Origin of the sequence: Hymenobacter sp. DG25A (assembly GCF_001280305.1) — a bacterium.
Lineage (GTDB): Bacteria > Bacteroidota > Bacteroidia > Cytophagales > Hymenobacteraceae > Hymenobacter.
Window position 1 is genome coordinate 1,769,996 of the sequence record NZ_CP012623.1, and the last position, 20,369, is coordinate 1,790,364.

Annotated in this window: 15 protein-coding genes and 3 tRNA genes; 15 read left to right on the forward strand and 3 right to left on the reverse strand. The window is 56.8% G+C overall.

Annotation, left to right across the window (positions count from 1 at the left end; genetic code table 11):
- Window positions 1–259: 259 nt before the first annotated feature.
- The 5 genes from AM218_RS16745 (at window position 260) to AM218_RS07640 (ending at window position 6,043) form a co-directional block, all read left to right on the forward strand.
- The gene (locus tag AM218_RS16745; protein ID WP_231717572.1) at window positions 260–454 is read left to right on the forward strand and encodes a hypothetical protein; all 195 of its coding nucleotides are present in this window, start codon (window positions 260–262) and stop codon (window positions 452–454) included.
- Between the two features lie 613 nt (window positions 455–1,067).
- Window positions 1,068–3,248, forward strand: a complete 2,181-nt coding sequence (locus AM218_RS07625) for a PAS domain-containing sensor histidine kinase (protein ID WP_054413310.1) — start codon at window positions 1,068–1,070, stop codon at window positions 3,246–3,248.
- A 112-nt stretch (window positions 3,249–3,360) separates the two neighbouring features.
- Window positions 3,361–4,023 carry a response regulator gene (locus AM218_RS07630; RefSeq protein WP_054413311.1) on the forward strand — a complete coding sequence of 221 codons (663 nt, stop codon included), beginning with the start codon at window positions 3,361–3,363 and terminating at the stop codon, window positions 4,021–4,023.
- A gap of 266 nt (window positions 4,024–4,289) precedes the next feature.
- The gene (locus AM218_RS07635; protein ID WP_197274037.1) at window positions 4,290–4,622 is read left to right on the forward strand and encodes a KGG domain-containing protein; all 333 of its coding nucleotides are present in this window, start codon (window positions 4,290–4,292) and stop codon (window positions 4,620–4,622) included.
- Window positions 4,623–5,776: 1,154 nt separating this feature from the next.
- Window positions 5,777–6,043: a hypothetical protein gene (locus tag AM218_RS07640; RefSeq protein WP_054413312.1), complete on the forward strand. Its 267-nt coding sequence runs from the start codon at window positions 5,777–5,779 to the stop codon at window positions 6,041–6,043.
- 166 nt (window positions 6,044–6,209) lie between these two features.
- Here AM218_RS07640 and AM218_RS07645 read toward each other — a convergent pair.
- The 3 genes from AM218_RS07645 to AM218_RS07655 form a co-directional block, all read right to left on the reverse strand.
- Window positions 6,210–6,283 (reverse strand) — tRNA-Arg (locus tag AM218_RS07645).
- Window positions 6,284–6,334: 51 nt separating this feature from the next.
- Window positions 6,335–6,408, reverse strand: a tRNA-Pro gene (locus AM218_RS07650).
- Between the two features lie 47 nt (window positions 6,409–6,455).
- Window positions 6,456–6,543 (reverse strand) — tRNA-Ser (locus AM218_RS07655).
- Between the two features lie 156 nt (window positions 6,544–6,699).
- Between AM218_RS07655 and AM218_RS07660 the strand changes: the two genes are divergently transcribed.
- From AM218_RS07660 to hutH, 10 genes are all read left to right on the forward strand, one after another.
- Window positions 6,700–7,674 carry a vWA domain-containing protein gene (locus AM218_RS07660; protein WP_054413313.1) on the forward strand — a complete coding sequence of 325 codons (975 nt, stop codon included), beginning with the start codon at window positions 6,700–6,702 and terminating at the stop codon, window positions 7,672–7,674.
- Window positions 7,671–8,663 carry a hypothetical protein gene (locus AM218_RS07665; protein WP_054413314.1) on the forward strand — a complete coding sequence of 331 codons (993 nt, stop codon included), beginning with the start codon at window positions 7,671–7,673 and terminating at the stop codon, window positions 8,661–8,663. Before AM218_RS07660 ends, AM218_RS07665 begins: the two co-directional genes overlap by 4 nt.
- 155 nt (window positions 8,664–8,818) lie before the next feature.
- Window positions 8,819–10,000, forward strand: coding sequence for an acetyl-CoA C-acyltransferase (locus tag AM218_RS07670; RefSeq protein WP_316937433.1), 1,182 nt, complete (start codon window positions 8,819–8,821; stop codon window positions 9,998–10,000).
- A gap of 184 nt (window positions 10,001–10,184) precedes the next feature.
- Window positions 10,185–11,591, forward strand: a complete 1,407-nt coding sequence (locus AM218_RS07675; protein ID WP_054413315.1) for a toxin-antitoxin system YwqK family antitoxin — start codon at window positions 10,185–10,187, stop codon at window positions 11,589–11,591.
- 602 nt (window positions 11,592–12,193) lie between these two features.
- Window positions 12,194–14,599, forward strand: a complete 2,406-nt coding sequence (locus AM218_RS07680; protein ID WP_054413316.1) for a TonB-dependent receptor — start codon at window positions 12,194–12,196, stop codon at window positions 14,597–14,599.
- Between the two features lie 716 nt (window positions 14,600–15,315).
- Complete coding sequence (locus AM218_RS07685) at window positions 15,316–15,753, forward strand: carboxypeptidase-like regulatory domain-containing protein (RefSeq protein ID WP_054413317.1); 438 nt, start codon at window positions 15,316–15,318, stop codon at window positions 15,751–15,753.
- 148 nt (window positions 15,754–15,901) lie between these two features.
- On the forward strand, window positions 15,902–16,540 hold the full coding sequence (locus tag AM218_RS07690; RefSeq protein ID WP_054413318.1) for a DUF2459 domain-containing protein: 639 nt from the start codon (window positions 15,902–15,904) through the stop codon (window positions 16,538–16,540).
- Window positions 16,541–16,792: 252 nt separating this feature from the next.
- On the forward strand, window positions 16,793–17,146 hold the full coding sequence (locus AM218_RS07695) for a hypothetical protein (RefSeq protein WP_054413319.1): 354 nt from the start codon (window positions 16,793–16,795) through the stop codon (window positions 17,144–17,146).
- Window positions 17,147–17,350: 204 nt separating this feature from the next.
- Entirely contained in the window at window positions 17,351–18,748 is a 1,398-nt protein-coding gene (hisS, locus tag AM218_RS07700) for a histidine--tRNA ligase (RefSeq protein WP_054413320.1), read from the forward strand.
- 105 nt (window positions 18,749–18,853) lie between these two features.
- A complete protein-coding gene (gene hutH, locus AM218_RS07705; RefSeq protein ID WP_054413321.1) occupies window positions 18,854–20,350 on the forward strand; it encodes a histidine ammonia-lyase in 1,497 nt (498 codons plus the stop codon).
- The last annotated feature ends 19 nt before the right edge of the window (window positions 20,351–20,369 follow it).

The following is a 20,369-nucleotide window of genomic DNA, read 5'->3' on the forward strand; positions in this document are numbered from 1 at the left end:
CCGGTTTTTGCCAGAAAAAACCCCTGCCAATCCTGTTTTCCCTCATGGGGCTTCTCACTAAAACCCTTGGGCTTTTCCGGATGCTTTGGGGAGAAAAGCAAGAAAACCACCTTCTGGCAGAAGTGCTATTCCTCCTCTCTTTTTTGATAGTTACAAGCTCCTCCTCAACCATTTAACTTTACTTACCGAAGTTGATGGAAAGCCGAAAATTCCTTATCTTAAAGGACACCTTATTCCGGCAGCCATGAAACCTCAGCAGATGCCTGTTTCTCCACAGCCCGGGGTTTGGGCCACACCCAATACCAGTGGCCAGCGCGTTACCTCTACGCCTCCTCCCCCGGCACCTGCCTCACACAACTCCCATCCCGCCGCCCGTTCCTCCGCGGACGCGGAGGACCCTAACTTTCCGACCGCCTGGGTTAGCGCCTGCGAGGCCATGGGCTCCATTTTCTAGACGCCAACGATAGGCTCAACACGAGAATAAGCGAAGGCTCAATTTCGGCGGAGAGGCTACAATCAATACAGCGGTGTGCATAAAGAGGCGGTCATTTTATTGGCTGTCCGGAATGCCTGTTACCCTCCACTCAGCCGGGTCTACCACTGGCAAGCAACCGATACTTCTCCTATGCCTTCCTGCACTATCGAATCCGCCTCAAAAGCAGGGTTAGTACTTCTGAGGCGCCCTCCGGCTGGAGTTATAAGCCTGCTGCCAGCCTAGGCGCAGTTAGTAACAAACAGGTGCAAAGCAGTCCTGATTACCATTGGCGAGGAAAAAAACACGGGGGTTTGCGCCTGCGGAAAACACGGTTTTTTGAGCTACGGGTTTTCCGCAGTTACACTCTTATTTCTTGATAAAAACACGTATACCCTCACTAACATAAAGTGGCAGAACGTTAAAAATTAAGGTTTTAGCGCGGGGTTGGCTGTTGATTACTGTTGAGGTTTAGGTAAGGTCTTTCTCTCTGGTTTTTACACCAGCACGGCCTTCTGCCGGCCCCATGTTATTCGTGCCGAGAAAGTAGGAACTTCAAGGCTTGATACCCCTTTTCTTCCCTTTTCCTGAAACCATGCAGCAGGATGGCCGCCCCTTTGGTTCAGACAACGCCGTAGCGGCACCGGGCCACGGGCTTCCGCCGGATGGCATGGTACAGTTGTGCAGCACCATGCCCTGGGGGGTATTTGCGTTGGATGCCGCCGGGGCGTTTACGCTCATCAACGCCAAGGCGGAAGAGTTATGGGGTATTCCTGCGGCTGAATTTATGGGTCGGCAGCTTTGGCAAAACCTACCGGCCGAATTTCCCGCTGAGCTGCTGCAGTGCCTGCAAGAGGCCATTGCGCAGGGCAGCCGTTTGGAAGGCCAGTTTCAGCTTCCTCACCGTAAACTGTGGCTCCAGGTTTCAACGGCTCCCTATGCCGGGGGCCTCCTGGTATATGCCCACGATGTTACGGACTTTAAGCAGCAGGAAATCCAGTACCGCACCCTTACCAATAACACCCCGGATGTAATTACGCGCTGGGACCGGAACCTGCGACTGGTGTACGCCAACAAAGCCCTGGTAGAAAAGTCTGGGCAGCCGCTGCTTTCGTTGCTGGGCAAAACCAACCTGGAAATGGGGCATCCCGGCTACATTGCCGGGCCCTGGATGGCCAGCCTGCGCCGCACTTTTGACAGCCAGGAGGCCCAGGAGCACTACAACAGCGTGGCAACCGCTACCGATACCAAGCATTATTTCTCCCGGCTGGTCCCCGAGTTTGTAGACGGAAAGGTAGATACGGTACTGGCCATTGCCCGCGAGATTACGGAGCTAAAGCAGGCCGAGGTCGAGATTCAGCAAAGCCAGCAGTTTCTGCAGGCCATTCTGGATAGCTCCCGCAACATGATTCAGGTGATGCAAGCGGTGCGGGACAAGCAGGGTACCATCATTGATTTCGAGTGGCGGGTACTAAACTCGCTCAGCCTGCAGTCTTTGGGGCAGGTTATTGGCAAAACACTGCTGGAACATAATCCGTCTGTCATTCCCACCGGGCTTTTTCAGCGCTTTGTAGCCGTTATGGAAACCGGCGTGCCGGCCCAGTTCGATATTGAGTACCGGCACGAGCAGTTTAATGGCTGGTATAATCTGTCTCTGGTAAAGCTGGAGGATGGCGTAGTGATTACTACTACTGATATCACCGAGCGCAAACAAACTGAGCTGCAGCTGCGGGAAAGCCAGGAGCTGCTGCAAAACGCCTTCGATGTTTCGACCATGGCGTTTGCGGTGCTGCAGGCCGTGTATGAGGGCGCCGCGCTGATGGACTTTGTGTACATAGTGGTTAACAAAGCCACCCGCGACCTGCAGCCCCACAAAAACCTGGTGGGCATGCGCTACGCAGAAATGCACCCCGGCGTCCGCAAAAACGGAGTTTTCGACCACTTTAAACGCGTGATGAAAACCGGCGAGTTGCTGGATATGGAGCAGTCTTATCAGGGCGAAGCAGGGCAGAGCTGGTTTCGGATAACTGCGCGCCGAATCGGGGACCTCCTCGTAACCAGCGCCGAGGATATTACGGCCCGTAAGCAGGCCGAGGCCAACAAGCTGGCCCAGCAGCAACACTTGGTAAATGCCGTACTGGAGGCCCAGGAAACCGAGCGCCGTCGCATTGCCGAAGACCTGCACAATGGCCTGGGCCAGCTCTTATATGCCACCAAGCTGCACCTGAATCAACTGGAACAACCCCTTCCCGCTGCCCGCTTCACCGAGCTCAAGCACAAGACCGTGCATCTGCTGTCTTCGGCTATTTCCCAAACCCGCACGCTCTCCCATCAGCTTACCCCTACCGCCCTCAAAGAGCTGGGACTGGAAGCCGTGCTGCGCGACATCTGCCACGATTACAGCAACCGCCAGCTACGCATGCACTGCTGGGTAGCCGCCTTGCCCACGGCAATGCACCTCACCCTGCAGCTGGCTATATACCGCATGGCGCAGGAGCTGGCCAACAACATTGTGAAACACGCCGATGCCACGGAGGCCTGGATGCACGTGCGCATGGAGCAGGACAATATTATTCTGGAAGTTACCGATAACGGGCGCGGTTTTACTCCCGAGCAAACCAAAGCCAAGGGCATTGGCCTGCGCACACTACATGATCGAGTAAACCTGCTTAATGGCACCCTGCACATTGATTCTACCTCGGAACACGGTACCAGTATTCGCATTGAGGTGCCGCTGACCGGGCCTTTATACCCCCTTGCTACCATTATCTCTTAATCCTTTTAGGCCGCCCTGGTCACGCTTTCTACCGTACATGAGTATATCAGCCAATTCTACCGCGGTTTCCCCGCAGGCATTAAGCTTTAGTCGCCTATTTTCACCTACTGCCATGATCAGGATATTTTTGGTTGATGACCACACTATTGTTCGGGAAGGGCTGCGGGCTGTTTTAAGCACCGAGCCCTCGCTGGAGGTAGTAGGCGAAGCCAATAATGGGCAGGAGCTTTTAGAACTGCTTCCCACTATCCCCACTGATGTGGTATTGCTGGATATGAACATGCCCGTACTGGATGGCCTGGCAACCACTACCCGCCTGCGGGAAGAGTTTCCCGATGTTCGGATTCTGGTTCTCTCCATGATCAGCCACGAACGCAGCATTGGGCAGCTGCTGGAAGCCGGCGCCCAGGGCTACGTGCTGAAGAATGCCGACCGGGGAGAAATTATTGTGGCCATTCATACCGTGGCAGCCGGCAAGCAGTTTCTGTGCAGTGAAGTAGGCCTGACCATGCTGCGCAAAGTGCTGACCATGGAAGCCAGTACCCCTGAAGAAGAAAAAAAGCCCGGAGGCCTCTCATTCCGGGAACGGGAAGTATTGCAGCTCATTGCCGAAGGCATGACGACCAATGAAATTGCCGAAAAACTCTTCACCAGCCGGCGCACCATTGAAACTCACCGGCAAAACCTGATTGAAAAAACGAAAGTAAAGAACACGGCGGCCCTCATCCGGTATGCCATGGAACAAGGTATCATTCGGCACGATAAGGCCGAGTAACCCATTTCTGGTCTGGCAATAGGTTTTGTTAAGCTGGGAATAGGGCCCTTTTGGTGAGGTATATTTATTATATAACGGGATACTTTCCGCAGCCACTGCTCAGGTCCGTATTTATCCTGATGATGAGCTAAAACCCGCTGTCCAGCCTCAGTAAAAGTCGGTATTTTGCTTATAATGAGGCATTTTACTACCTAAAAGAGCAACCATTCGGAGAAAGAAAGGCGTTAAGGTAAGACAAGTTTTTCCACCTTAAATCCCTTTTTATCATGCCAAACTCAAAAGGAAATAAGCGCGGCGGCAGTTCTGAGCAGCATGCCGCAGCCAGCCGCAAAGGCGGCATGGCAAGCAGTGGTGGTAATGGCCATAATAACAGCAACAAAGGCAGCAGTAACCGCGGCTTTGCCGCCATGGACCCCGAAGAGCAGCGGCGCATCGCCAGTGAAGGCGGTAAGGCCTCGCACGAAAGTGGCCGTGGCCACGAATGGACTTCAGCAGAAGCCCGCGAAGCCGGCCGTAAAGGCGGTATGGCCAGCCATGGTGGTGGCAACCACGGCAGCAGTGGAAGACAAGGTGGCAGCAGCCAAGGTGGCGGACGCTAGTTAAAAGCTACCGTTGCCTTTAAAGCCTCAACTACCGAACCAGCATAGCATGTACGCTCAATCCCAAGGGGGAAAGCCCCGGGATTTCGTCCCAGGGCTTTCCTAATTCTTTCTCATAAGTTATTCATGCAGTTTCTTCGCTATGCCTGGTATGCTTGTCCCACCTCCGGCAGCTTACTTTATTTAGCCGTTTTTGCCGGCAATCGTTGCCTAGTACAGTGGCAAATCACACGTCCCGTGCGGGGTTGCCGCGAAGAAAAGCCAACTGCTGGTATTTGGCAGCAAATAGAAGAAACTCCGCCTTTACTAGAAGCTGCCCGTGTGGGGCGCTGCTTTCTCCCCGGTACCGCCACGGAAGGATCCCACTCCCAGCGGTTTCAGCAGGCCTTAAATAGTGGTCGGCTACTCCTGCAATTGATTGACTCTGTATCGGGGGCCGTTAACACGTATTCCCTGATTCGGATGCGTACCGGCGGTACCGCCTGGCTGTTTGGGGAAGTATTTTATTTACCTTATGCTGCTGCCACTTCTAAGCCTGTTTCGGCATTGGTTTTGCGGTAGCCTGACCCGCTTTCTGTTTTACCTCCCGCATATTTATGTAATAAGATAAGAGAGTGTTAGAGCTTAATACAGTACCCTATTTCTATGGATCTCCCGGCGTCGGCAAATCATTTGCCGGCTGTTCTTCCTGGTTCACATTAGGTACGCGCTACAGGTAATTCATCCACAAATGATTTTATGAGCTGCCAATGCCTGAATGTGCTTAACTGGATGGAGTTGTATAGCTGATGAAGAAGCATCAGCCCTTGTATTAATCTCTCTCCTACTTACTTATTCTACAGCATATTTATGTGTTAATTATCCAAGCAACACTTTATGATTTAGAAGAAAAGCCTGGTTAAGTCGCAACTGACACATTGCGGGTTAGCCAGGCTTTTTTGTTGGCTGATTACTAATTTCAGGCCTCTTATCTCCTTCGGGCTAACACCAGAATAGTCACCGGAGCACGGCTTCAAATATGTTTAGTGCTTAATCCGGGGAAGCCTGATATTGCCTTATTAAAGGCCTTACTGTCCAGAATGCGCACGGGCGGCAGCATACAACCTGAAGCGTAGTCGGCACGTAGAAGCCGGACTCGTCTTTTACCCTAGTAAATGGCTTCTCCTGAATTCACTCCTTTTCCACCCGATCTGCCCCCTGCCGAGCGCCAGGCGCGCCTCAAGCGGCAGAGCCACGTTACGTGGGGAGTAGCCATTGCTACCATAGCCGGAGCCGCCCCCAGCCCCATAGTGCTGGACGCCCTGCAAGGCTATATTGATGGCGAACAAAGCCTGGAAGACCTGATGGCGTTGTATAACCCGTCTGAAGCAGACACCCAGGCCCTGGCTGCCACGGTCCGCCGCGAGAAGTTTACCCGCTAATTACTCCCAGCTTATCGGCCTGTATTCGGCATCTAAACGAGTACGGAATCTACTGCACATCTACCTTACTACCTTGGCGTATTCGGGGTTCATTGTGGGTACCACCGTGGGCACGATCAACAAAAAAACCACTCAGCAAATAAGCTAAGTGGCTTTTTTAATGGCGTGGCCCCGTTTGGATTCGAACCAAAGACCGGCTGCTTAGAAGGCAGCTGCTCTATCCAGCTGAGCTACGGGGTCAAAAACAAATAGCCGCCCGCCCCAAAGGTGGGCTGACGGCTATTCGAAGGGTCGGGGTGGCAGGATTCGAACCTGCGGCCTCCTGCTCCCAAAGCAGGCGCGATACCGGGCTACGCTACACCCCGAAAAAAATTCAGAACCCTGGTGTGGGAATCCTGAACTACACATGGTGCGGAGAGAGGGGGATTCGAACCCCCGGTAGCCTTTAGAGCTACGGCAGTTTAGCAAACTACTGGTTTCAGCCACTCACCCATCTCTCCAGATATGAGTCTCTTCCGGTTAAAGAGTGCACAAATATACGACTAGGTAACAGAAACCAATACTTTGGTTGAAAATATCTACCTCAGATATTCCTTCTGCGGCCACAATCAGGCTGTTATATTTGTCGCAATGGTGCAGCTTACCTCAGTACATATATGAATTGGGCCTATCCCTGGGGGTGGCCGGAGGTGGTAGCCATCGTTTTAGTGGTAGTACTCTACACCGGATTTGTCCTGCGCACCCGCCGACTGGCTGCGCCCTTTGGGCAGCGGGGCTGGCGGCTGGCGTGGAAACTACCTTTGCGCCTGACTTACTTTGCATTGCTGCTGATAGCACTGCTGGGGCCCGCCTATGGCGTGACCAAGCAAGCAGTGCGCACAGCTGGCAAGGATGTATGGCTGCTGGTGGACTTGTCGCGCTCCATGGATGCGCCGGATGTAGCCCCTACCCGCCTACAGAAAGCCCGGGCCGAGCTTTCCCGCCTGGTCAGCCGCTTTCAGGCCGACCGGATCGGGCTCATCGTATTTTCTAATACGGCTTATGTGCAGTGCCCCCTTACCTACGACCAAGGCGCGTTGCAGCTTTTCCTCTCTACCCTGCAAACCAATCTGGTGCCCGGGGGCAGCACGGATCTGGCACCGGCGCTGCAGCTGGCCCTAAGGCGCTTTACCGCCAATCCGCGGGCCCAGGGAGCCCCGCCCCGCGCGCTAACGCTGGTGCTGGTGAGCGACGGTGAGGATTTTGGCGAGAACCTGGAGCCCGTGCTGCGGGAGTTGTCGCGCACCGGGGTGCATTTGTTTACCGTGGGAGTAGGCACCACAGAAGGCAGCCGCATTCCCAGGGCGGGCGGCGGCTTTGTGCGGGATGCCAAAGGCCGGGATGCCGTAACCCAATTGCAGCCCACGGTGCTCCGCCGGCTGGCTGCGCAGGCCGAGGGGCAATACTTTGAGCTGAGCGACCAGCGCAATGAGTTTCCGCAGCTGGTAAATGCGCTGAACCGCGTAGAAGGCAAGGCAGAACAGGTACGCACGGTTTCCGTGGCCGATAACCGGTATCGATACCCGCTCCTGCTGGCGTTGGCTTTCATGATGCTGGATGTAATAGTAACGGTGAGAGTGATTCGCCCATGAGAGCCACGCTGCTTTTTCTGCTGGTACTGCTGGGGGGCTGGCGCGGCCTTACCTGGGTGCACGACCGTAACGAAGCCGTGCGGGCCGGTACGCAGGCCTATGCCCAGCAGAATTTTGCGCGGGCTGCGCAGGAGTTTCGAAAGGCCCTTGTGGCCGAAAAAGCCTCTCGCCCTACGGAAGCTATTCTCCTGAACCTGGCCCATGCCAGTAACCGGGCCGAGCAGCTTCCGGCCGCCCGCGCCTACTACGGTCGGCTATTAACCAGCCCGGTACCCCGAGTGCGCAGCGTGGCGCATCAGCAGTTGGGCGTGCTGAGCGCGCAACGGGGCGATTATGCCCAAGCCGTGCGCCTCCTGCGGCTGGCGCTGGTGGCCAACCCTACCAATGCCGCGGCCCGCTACAACTACGAAATAGTTAGCCGGTTCCTGAAACGCCAGCCCGACCCTACGATTCCGCCCCCGCAGACCGATAAGCCGGAGTCCCCCAAGCCAAAACCACCCGCCGACAAGAAAGCCGACGACAAAGAGCCCAGCCAGCAATCCAAGCCGAAGCCGGGCCAGGACCGGCCGGGCGAAGCGAATGACGAAAACCAGCCGGATAACCCGGACCAGCCGCCCCAGTCCCGCCCCAACGCGCAAGGCCAGCCTAAGGCGCAGCAGCCCGGCAACCCGGCGGGAACCGGTGCCGATGGCAGCGTGAAACCCGGCGCGGGCCCCGAAAAGCAAATGGCCCAGGGCCAGCAGCCAGGCAATACCCGCGGGCTCAGCTCCTCTGACGCGCCAGGCGCAAATAGAGGGGCAGGCACGGAAAATGCCGCCACTGACGCCGCTCAAATGAAAACCCAGCGGGCGCGCCTCCAGCAAATGCAGCTAAACCCCGCGCAGGCCCGGCAGATTCTGGACGCACTGCGCGCCACTGAGCAGCAGTATATTCAGCAGCTGCCCCGCAAAGCACCCCCGAAAGCGTCCTCGGATAAACCAGCCTGGTAGCTGGTATCGGCTTCCATTAAATAGCCCAAAAATGCCCTGGCGCAGGTGCTTGTAATCGGGTGCGTTGGCTAAGCCGACGCAGAAGCGTACTTTTATCCGCCGGAAGAGCCCACGCGGCCTTTCCGGCATTCCCTCACCCCCACCCAACCCTCTATATGCAAATTAAAGAAGTAGTAATCGTTGCTGCGGTGCGTACGCCCATCGGTTCTTTTGGCGGCAGCCTGGCTTCCCTCTCGGCTACTGATCTGGGCGCTATTGCCCTGAAAGGCGCGCTGGAGAAAGCCGGCGTCGATCCGAAAGAAGTGCAGCAGGTTATCATGGGCAACGTTATTTCGGCCAACCTGGGCCAGGCTCCGGCACGCCAGGCCGCCAAGAAAGCCGGCCTGCCCGATACCGTAGAGTGCACTACCGTGAATAAAGTATGCGCTTCCGGCAGCAAAGCCATTATGTATGCCTCCCAGGCCATCATGCTGGGTCAGGCCGATGTGATTCTGGCTGGCGGCATGGAGAGCATGTCGAATGTGCCTTACTACCTGGATAAAGCCCGTTTTGGCGCCAAGTACGGCCACGGCCAGATGATTGATGGCCTGGTGCGCGACGGTCTGTGGGACCCTTACCACGACTACGCCATGGGCAACGCGGCCGATAACACGGCCAAGGAAATGAACATTACCCGCGAAGAGCAGGATGCTTTTGCGCAGGAGTCGTACACCCGCAGCGCCAACGCGGCCAAAGCCGGCAAAAAGAAGGATGAGATTGTGCCCGTAACGGTAACCGTGCGCGGCAAATCCACGGTGGTGGAAGACGACGAGGAGTACACCAAAGCCGACTTCGCCAAGTTTGCTACCCTGAAGCCTGCCTTCACGAAAGAAGGCTCGGTAACGGCAGCCAACGCCTCTACCCTGAACGACGGCGCCGCCGCCGTGCTGCTGATGAGCCGCGAAAAAGCCGAGCAGCTGGGCATTAAGCCGCTGGCTATTATCCGGGGCTTCGCCGATGCGGAGCAGGCACCCGAGTGGTTTACGACCACCCCTTCCCTGGCTATTCCAAAGGCGCTGAAAAATGCTGGTCTAGATGCTAAAGACGTTGATTTCTACGAAATCAATGAGGCTTTCTCCGTGGTTTCGTTGGCTAACAACAAGCTACTGAATCTGGAAGGCACTAAGGTAAACGTGTACGGCGGTGCCGTATCGTTGGGCCACCCACTGGGGGCTTCCGGCGCGCGCATCGTTACTACCCTGCTGAACGTGCTGCAGAATGAAGGCGGCAAGATTGGCGTAACAGGTATTTGCAACGGCGGCGGTGGCGCCAGCAGCATTGTACTGGAGAAAATCTAACCCTGAATTCCACTGCCTGAGCGGATAGTCCGGCATATCGTGCTTTCATCTTCGGCGTTAAAAGCCCTGCGGCAATTTTTGCGGCAGGGCTTTTGTTTTCATTCTAAATCTGACTGGCCCTACGGACTAACTCGGCCAGGCACAGCTTGAAAAATACTTTTCTATTTCCTCCGTTCTTGCGGCTATGAAACTACTTGCCTTTGCTTTCCTGCTGGTGCTCTCTACAACGGCAGCACAGGCCCAGAAGCTCCGCCGAATCATCACCTATCAGGATTCTTCCCGCCAGCGTATCCGGGAGGTGTACTCGGCAACGGTAGGGGCCGATACCGTTATGGAGGGTCCGTACAAGCGGTTTTACCGCTCGGGCAAGCTGGAGGCGCAAACCCGCTTTACAGCCGGTAAGCGCGACAGTGCCTACGTGGAGTTCTTTGAAACCGGCAAGCCCCGGCTGGAGGTCACCTACCAGCAAGGGCAGCGGCAGGGCCCTTTCAAAACGTATTATAAAACCGGGCAGCTGGCCCAAGAGGGCACTTATGAGAACGACCAGCCTTCCGGCACGCTTACCTACTATCATCCCAACGGCGAGGTGAAGTTGAAAACCACGCTTGCCAAGGGCCAGCCCAGCGGCGTGGTGCAGGAGCTGTACCCCTCGGGCAAGCCCCGGTCGGAAATCACTTATGTCAATGGCCAGGCCAGCGGGCCGGTGAAAACCTACCACCCCAACGGCCAGCTGCAGAGCGAAGCTACCTACCGCGGTGGCCTGCTCACCGGCTCCTACAAAACCTATTATGATAACGGCCAGGTAGAAACCGAGGTGCTGACGGACAAAACAGGCCGGGGCTCTTACAAGAGCTACTACCCTTCCGGAAAACTCCGCACCGAGGGCACGTACGTAGCGGCCGCGCAGGCCAACCGGGCCGTGAAAAACCCGCTGGGCGATGATATGACCAAAAACACGGCAGCCCTCTCCACTCCTACTTCCAACCTGGATGGCCCGGCCAAGGCCTACTACGAAAGCGGGGCGGTGAAAAGCAAGATGAACTACCGCAACGGGGTCCTCACCGGCAGTACCCAGAACTTCTATCCCTCCGGCAAGCTGGAGCAGGAAATTGAGTACGCCAACCAGGCCCGCGACCGGAAGCTGACCATGTACCAGGAAGATGGCTCCGTGCGCGAAGAGCAGCAGTTTAAAAACGGACAGCCCGCCGGCACCTGGCGCACTTTCTACCCCGGCACCAAACAGGTAAAAACCCAGACCAGCTATGTAAATGGCCGCTTGAGCGGAGAACAGCTTTCTTACTACCCCACGGGTACCGTGGAGAGCCGGGTAACCAATGAAAACGGCCACGCCACCGGCCTGAAGCAGGAATACTATGCCTCGGGCAAGCTGAAAGCGGAAACCACCTATGTGAAAGGTCTTCGCCTGGGTGCCTACAAACAGCTGCGCGAAGATGGCACCCTGGAAGTAACCGGCTCCTTCCGCAACGACCGGGAAACCGGCCTCTGGACGTATTTTGGGCCAGATGGCAAAACCGTGAAGGAAAAGAAAACCTACCGCAATGGGCAGGTAGTAACCCCGGGCACCAAATAAACCGGAGCATTTCCTCTGCCTCGTAAGCGGGCCTCCTGGGGAGGCCCGCTTTTTTTATGCACTCAGGCAACCCTTTGCAGGAGGCATTCATCTGACCTACGCCAGCCGGAGCCTGCCTTCTATACTCTGTCACCGCAGGCATCTCCGCACTGCATGATGCTTGCAAAAACTAGAACAGCAGCAGGAAAATAGGTTTCTGATTTTTCAGCGCACGGCGGTAGCACAAAAATCAACTATTTGTCAATCAACAACTTAACAGATTATTATACTGATTAGCAAAATTTTTCAATACAGTACCTTGCGTCACAAAGTACTGTATCCTATATTTGTTCCATCAACTTCACTATAGCATTGAGGTAGACCAGTTTCCAAACGGGAGACATGCCGCCGAGGTAACATCCGCAGCCGCTGGCTGCAGCCCGGGCTAACCGCCAGAGCTTCCTTTCCCTTCTGAGTTTTAGAACCCCTGTACGGGGCTCCAGCGGTACCGCGGCCGACTGGGACAGCCCCTTATTGCCTGTTTCTACCCTCCACTCCCTTTCTGACTTATGAAAACACAACTTCTCCCTGGCCGGGCACTTTGGTGCCTGGGGCTCCTGCTTATGTTCTTTCCACTGGGTCTGCGCGCTCAGAATACTGGCTCAGTTTCGGGCAAACTGATGGACCAGGCCACAAAGCAGGCTTTGCCGTTTGTGAACGTGGTATTGCTGCGGGCCCAGGACTCTACGCTGGTAACCGGGGCGCAAACCACCGAAGATGGCGCTTTCCTGCTGGAGAAAGTGGCGCTGGGACGTTATATGCTGCGCGCTACAGTTATCGGCTATCAGCCTATTAAGCGCACCATAGTGCTGGCCGCGGAAGCGCCGTCCCTGCAGTTGGGCACGCTGGCACTGAACCCAATCGTAACCCAGCTGAAAGGGGTGACGGTGACGGGCCAGAAGGAAACGGTGCAAAACGAGTTGGGCAAGCGCGTCATCAACGTGGAAAAGGATCTGAGTAGCGTGGGCGGCACTGCAGTTAACGTGCTGCAGAATGTACCCTCGGTGGCGGTGGATGCCAATGGCACCATCAGCCTGCGCGGCTCCTCCAACCTCACTATTCTGATTGACGGCAAGCCCAGCGGCACGAGCAACGGCGGCAGCGGCTCCAAGCTGGACCAGATACCGGCCTCGCGCATTTCGCAGGTCGAAATCATCACCAACCCCTCGGCCAAGTATGATGCCTCTGGGGCGGGTGTGATTAATATTATCACCAAGAAAGAGCGCAAAAACGGTATAAACGGGCAGGTGGGGCTGGTGGTAGGCAACGGGGAGAAGTATGCTCCCACCTTTAGCCTGAATCGCCGCCAGGGAGCGGCCAACTGGAACTTCAGCTACAACGGCCGCGACCAGCGCTTCTCGGACAAGTCTCGCGGCACGCAAACGGCTTTGCTGCCCACTGGCGAAACCATACGCACCAGCCAGGAGGGCTCTGGCGTTGAGCGGCGCATGAATCACTCCCTCAACCTGGGCGTGGAGTATGATCTGAATGAGGAGCAGAACCTGAGCTTCAGCCTGTCGCCCTCCATGGAAGGTGAGCGGAATCTGAACAAGCAAACGCTGACTACAGCCATTAACAACGAGCAGCAGCCCAACCAGCTGGGGCAGCAGGCAGTAGATGTGGATGTGCTGGTATGGAATGCCGATGCCTCTTACCGCCGGACATGGAAAGAGCAAAAAGGACGGGAGCTGTCCTCTAATGCCGGTTGGGTCAAGATAACGGCCGATGTACCGTTCACGCAACGGCTGAGCGACGCGCCTTCGCAGCGTCAGGAGTTTGCCGTGAATGCTACTATTGCCTATGGCACGCTGGATTATGTGCGGCCCCTGGCCGATGGCAAAAGCCGCCTCGAAACCGGCCTGAAGGTGCAGACCACCTGGAACGATGGCTCCGCCGACCAGCTCACCGCGCCCACCGACCGTCCCAACGACTTCGTGCTAAACCCCGCCCGCGCCATTCAGTACGACTTCCGGGAAGTGCTGCCGGCGGGTTATGTGACTTACCAGCGCCCCCTGGGCAAAAACTATAACGTGCAGGGCGGCCTGCGGGCCGAATACACCAATCTATCGGGTGCCGTGCAGGGTGGTCAGGGCCAGGTGAAACTGGACTATCTGAGCTTTTTCCCTTCCGCCACCCTTAGCCGGGAGCTGGGCAAGGAGCCCGGCCAGAACCGCCTGCAGCTGAGCTATGCCCGCCGCATCAATCGGCCCAACTTTATGCAGCAATTGCCCTTCCAGCTTTTCCAGGATGCCCGCAACTACCGCTTAGGCAACCCCTCGCTGCGCGCTGAATTCAGCCATAACGTAGAGCTGGGCCAGCAGCTGAACCTAAGCAATGGCACTGCCCTCACGGGTACTTTATTCGGCCGTTTCACGGATGATGTGATTCAGCGCATCCGCACCATTGATACCACGGCTACGCGCCTGAACCAGGCCGGCATTGTAACCGCCGAGACTTACCGCAACGTGGGCCGCACCACCAACCTGGGAGCCGAAATGACTTGGAACCAGCCCCTGGCCAAATGGTGGCGCGTGGGCCTCACCGGCTCCCTCTACCGCAGCCAGATTGCCAGCAATGCTTCCGTTGACAAGCAGCGCAGCGCGCTGGCAGGCACCCTGCGGCTGAACAACAGCTTCACGCCCCGCCCCTCCCTGGATGTACAGCTCACCGGCTCCTGGCGCTCGGCCACGCTCACGGCCCAGGGCCGGCAGCTGGCTTACGGCGGCCTGGATGTGGCCGTGCGCCAGCGCCTGTTCCAAGACCGCGCCGCCCTCACACTGCGCGTATCTGATTTGTTTGACACCCAGGTAAGCCGCTCCGAGATTGACACGGAGACTTTGCAAACCACGGCACGCTATAAAAACGAAACCCGCGTGGGCTGGCTGGGCTTCACCTGGTACATAGGGGCTACCAAGCCCCCCAAGAAAATTGAGCAGCTGCAGAATGGTGGTGGCGGCTTCGGTGGCTAATTTTCAGCGTGATTAATCCCAAAAGTGCCCCGGCCGGTAATAAACCAGCCGGGGCACTATGCTTATGGGCTTTTAGCAGCTGGTCCCCATGGGGCGTTCAGCGGATAATCACCTGTATCACATCAATATGCGGTTGACGCGCCGGGAAGCCAGCTGTACTTTTGTGCAACTACTTCTCAATAAAAAACCAGAGATGAGCGTTCTACCATCAGCGGCCTGCTCCTTGGGCGCGGGAAATCAACCCGCCAGCTGGACAGAAAGATTCGAAGAAATATTTTTCTGTTTTCAGGCAACCCTCCCCATCGGTTGCTCATCTAATACCACAGAAAGCCAATCGGCTTTAGCAGACTAAAACCCTGTTCCCTCCTTCCTTTCCCAGATTTATACTCATCGTTCCTCCACTTCATCCCCTCTGGAACGGGTAAAAAACAGAAGCAGAAAAAAAATATCAAAGGTACCTTGCAAAACATAGTACTAAATATTATCTTTGATCTGTACTTCAAGCCCACCCTCGCTGCTGACACCTGTCACGGCAGAGACTGGGCCCCGGCCTTCGGGCTGGAATAGTTCGGTTGGTAACCAAGGGCTTCTGTCCCGCACTGGCCGGCAAAACTTGTCACTAACAACAGGGCTGCGGAGCCCGCCCAGCGGAACCGCGGCTGCTTCGGCACTCTTCAGCCCTATCACGCACTTCCATTCTTTGTCCTTTCTGAGCTATGAAAACCTCCTTTTTGAACCGCATTTCTTTGGGCATCATCCTGGCACTTACTGGCCTGCAGGTATCGGCCCTCACTTTCTACAACGGCAAAGTTTCGGGCGTTATCCGTGATGCTGAGACCAACGAGCCCATTCCCAGCGCCACAGTAGCTATTCTGCGTGCCGAAGACAACGCCCTTATCCGCACGGTTTCCACCAATGCCGATGGCTCTTTTAGCGTAGATAAGGTTCCTTTCGGCAAATACAAAGTAACCACTACGGTACTGGGCTTCCGCCAGCACAACCCTGCTTTTGTGGTGAATGGGCTTACTACCCGCATTGCCATGGGCAACGTAGCGCTGCAGCCGGTATATGCCAGCCAGTTCCGGAAAGATGCTCACGTGAAACCTGAAGCAATGGCTGTTAAAGCCCCGGTAGCAACCCGTCAGGGCTCCTAAGCTTCCCTTCCGGCGTTCCGCCCACTCAGGCATCTCTGCCGCCCGTCCTGGTGTTTCCCTCGCGAAACCCCACGGCGGGCGGCCTGCGTTTCCCCCTATTCAAACTGCGCATAGGGTTTTCGGTGGAAAGTATGCTAGGTTTATAGGCATGACGGCGGCCCTGGCTTTTCTGCTTTTCCTGCTCACGGGCACTCTGGTACCGCGCAACCACCAGTTCCGGGAAACGCCCCAAGGCATTCCGGTTTATGTGGTGTCCAATGGGTTTCACACTGAGATTATCGTACCCCTGCGGGAGCCGCGCACCGGGCAGGACTGGCTCCTGAGCTTACAGGATACCAGCCTGAGCCAGCAGTTTACCTCCAATCAGTACATCGGCTTTGGCTGGGGCAACGAAGGCTTTTACCGCGCCTCCTACGGCGGCCGATTCCCCGGGCCGGGCATTATTCTGCGCGCTTTGCTGCCGGCTCCTACCTTGGTGCATGTTTCCTTTTACCCTGGGGCGCCGCAACCTGCGCGCCGGGTAATCAGCCTGCATATTTCGGAGGATGAATACCGCCAGCTGTGCGCCGGGCTGCGGTCAACTTTTGCCGCGGCCACCACGCCGCCCCGGCGCAGCACCGCACAGGACGTTTTCTTTCAGGGCAGCGGCCGCTACCATGCTTTTCATACCTGTAACGACTGGACCAACCGGACCCTCAGTTCGGCTGGTGTGCGGGCAGCCTGGAAAGCTCCTTTCGCCTTTTCAGTGCTGTATCAGCTACGCCGGGCAAGGCGACTTTCCCCTTAGCCAGGGAGAAGTACTGCCAGCCTATATCTAAAATTATTAGTTGGTTTTAACATAAATAAAATATAACTTTATTATTATGATTTATATTTTACTATCACTGATTCACCTCCTCTTTTAATTTCATTTTCTGTACTTAAATAGCTGATATATAATGTTTTTTAACTATATATTAGTTAAAACATATGTACATATATAATCCAGAAATTACAAACCTAACTGTCACTTTTCTCATGGCGCTTACGTTAAAGGGCCATGCTAGATGTACAGCGTGAATTACTCCCGGATAGCTACCTGCTCATTGTAGCTCCGGAAACAACCGATGCTCCCGAGCATAAGCTGGCGCGTGGCCTGCACCGGGCTACCCGGAGTGGCCGGCGCCTTATTTGGGTTGACTGCAGCTTACTGAAAGAGATACCCATTGAAGCCATTGACCTGCTGCTGGCTTATGATTTCCATTTGCGCCAGCAGAGCCGGGAGCTGGTGCTTTGCCACCTGCCGGAATCGGCACTAAATTATTTTAGCGGCATTGCACCTACTCAGCGGCCGGCTTTGGCGGCCAACCTGCTCGATGCCCACGGCATATATTTCAACGGCTCCCTGGGCTAAAACCCATAGCAGCCCTTAAGCCAGAAGAGAAGCCCGGGCGGTTAGTTACCCGGGCTTTTTTGTGGGCTTTGCCGGCTGGCAGCTTCCTGGCTGCAGAGCGGCTAGTCTAAAAGGGCTGTCCTGCATTACCCGCGGCAACGCTACCAGATTGCGGCAATTAGCGAGTACCTTCGCGGGCAAATTTTCGCATCCTGAGACGAGACGATGAGCGTTCAGAAACCCAGCATTCCTAAAGGTACCCGTGATTTTGGCCCGGCCGTGGTGGCCCGCCGCAACTATATATTCGGCGTTATCCGGCCCGTGTTCGAGAAGTTCGGCTATGCCCCGCTCGAAACGCCGACCATGGAAAACCTATCGGTGCTCACGGGGAAATACGGCGACGAAGGTGATCAGCTGCTGTTTAAGATTGTGAACTCCGGTGATTTCGCCAAAGACGTTACCGCCGATGACCTGGCGGCCGGCTCCAAAAAAATCCTGCCCAAAATTGCCGAAAAAGGCCTGCGCTACGACCTCACCGTGCCCTTTGCGCGCTACGTGGTCATGAACCGGGGCACGCTCACTTTCCCCTTCAAGCGCTACCAGATTCAGCCGGTGTGGCGCGCCGACCGCCCCCAGCGGGGCCGCTACCGCGAGTTCTACCAGTGCGACGCCGACGTGGTAGGCACCGATTCTCTGCTCTGCGAGGCGGAAATTGTGCTGATGATGAGCGAGGTGCTGAACACGCTGGGCCTTACTGAGCACACCATTAAAATAAACCACCGCCGCGTACTGGGTGCCTTTTACCAGGCTCTGAGCGGCGAAGGCACCGAAACCGACCTGTTTGTAGCAATTGATAAGCTGGACAAAATTGGTCGGGAAGGCGTAAGCAATGAGCTGTTGGAGCGCGGTTTCTCGGCCGGCGCCATTGATACTCTGTTTCAGCTGCTAACAGTGGAAGGTGGTTTTGGCGAAAAGCTGCAGCGCCTGCAGGCAGCCTTTGCGCAGGCCGGCGTGCCCACCGAGGCCGATGGCCAGTACAAAGGTCTGCAGGAACTGCGCCAGGTGCAGGAGATACTGCAAGGCTTCGGCTTCACCCAGTTCGACCACCTCGAATTTGACCCCACGTTGGCCCGCGGGCTGAGCTACTACACGGGCTGCATCTTCGAAATCAAGATCAACAACGTGAACATGGGCAGCGTGAGTGGCGGCGGCCGCTACGATAACCTCACGGGCTCTTTTGGCCTGCCGGGCGTATCCGGCGTGGGCTTCTCCTTCGGCGTAGACCGCCTCTACGACTGCCTGGACGAGCTGAACCTGTTCCCGGAAGGCGCGGCCGCCATCACCCGCTGCCTGGTGGCCAATTTCGATGCCGACTCCATGGCCGGGATGCTGCCAGTGCTGCGCCAGCTGCGCGAGGCCAACGTGCCCAGCGAGCTGTACCCAGAAAGCACCAAGCTGGCCAAGCAGTTTAAGTACGCCGATGCCAAAGGCATTCCTTTTGTGCTGCTGCAGGGCTCGGAGGAGCGCGCCGCCCGGCAGTTTAAGCTGAAAGACCTGCGCACCGGGCAGGAGCAGCAGCTCTCCCTGGAAGATGTCATCCAACTCCTGACGAACGGTAACTAGCCCGGTACCAAAAACTCCGTTTGAATTACCCAACTTTGAAACCGGCGGGCCTCCTCCCCACTCAGGCCCGCCAGTTTTTCTGCGCTTCCCCGTTCTCCCCCACCCATGTCTGCTGATTTTTCGCTTACTCCCTCCCACCATTTCACCCTCCAGGAACTGGGCCAGCTGGTAGCCAGCGGCCGCCGCGTAGTCCTCAGCGACGAAGCCCGCCAGCGCATCGAAAGCTGCCACACCTACCTGCGGGAGCGGCTGGAGCATTCAGATGCCCCCATTTATGGCATCAATACCGGCTTTGGAGCGCTCTGCGATAAAAGCATTCCGCCCGCCGACCGGGAGCAGCTGCAGGTGAATCTGATGATGTCGCACGCCTGCGGCACGGGCGAGGAAGTGCCTAGTGAGCTGGTGAAGCTGATGCTGCTGCTGAAAGCCCAGAGCCTCAGCTACGGGCACAGCGGCGTGCAGGTGGCCACGGTGCAGCGCCTGCTCGATTTCTATAACCGCGACATTCTGCCGGTGGTTTACCAGCAGGGTTCCTTGGGTGCCAGCGGCGACCTGGCTCCGCTGGCGCATTTGTGCCTGCCGCTGCTGGGTTTGGGAGAAGTAAACTACCAGGGCTACCGCCTGCAGGCCGCCGATGCGCTGCACTTATTCAGCTGGGAACCGGTGCGGTTGGGCGCCAAAGAAGGCCTGGCATTGCTGAATGGCACCCAGTTTATGCTGGCTTACGGGGTACACAGCCTGATGCGCGCCCAGCGCCTGGCCCAGGCCGCGGATGTGATTGGGGCCCTGTCGTTGGAAGCGTTTGATGGGCGGCCGGAGCCGTTTGATGTCCGGCTGCACCAGATTCGGCCGCACGCCGGGCAGCTCACGGTGGCTGCGCGCATTCGGGAATTGCTGGCGGGCAGCGAGCTGCAGCAGCAGCCCAAAAAGGCCGTGCAGGACCCCTACTCCTTCCGCTGCCAGCCCCAGGTGCACGGCGCCTCCCGCGACGCCCTGGCCTACGTGGCCCAGGTGATGGAAACGGAGTGCAACGCCGTAACCGACAACCCCAACATCTTCCCCGAGGACGACACTATTCTTTCCGGTGGCAACTTCCACGGGCAGCCGCTGGCTTTGGCGCTTGATTTTATGGCCATTGCCGTAGCCGAGCTGGGCAGCATCTCAGAGCGCCGTACCTATCAGCTGATTTCCGGGCAGCGCGGCCTGCCGCCCTTCCTGGTGGCCGAGCCTGGCCTCAACTCGGGCTTCATGATTCCGCAATACACCGCCGCCAGCATCGTAAGCCAAAGCAAACAGCTGTGCACTCCGGCTTCCGTTGACAGCATTGTAAGCAGCAACGGGCAGGAAGACCACGTGAGCATGGGCGCCAACGCCGCTACCAAGGGCCTGCGCGTTATCCAGAATACGGAGCAGGTTTTGGGCATTGAGCTGCTGAACGCCGCCCAGGCCCTGGCCTTCCGCCGCCCGGCCCGCACCTCCCCGCAGCTGGAGCAGGTAGTAGAGGCTTTCCGCCAGAAAGTACCCTTCAACGGGCACGACCGGGTGCTCTACCCCGACCTGCACGCGGCCGCGGCCTTTGTGCGCACCTACGAGTGGCGCTAGAATTTGCCCTTCGTCTCTT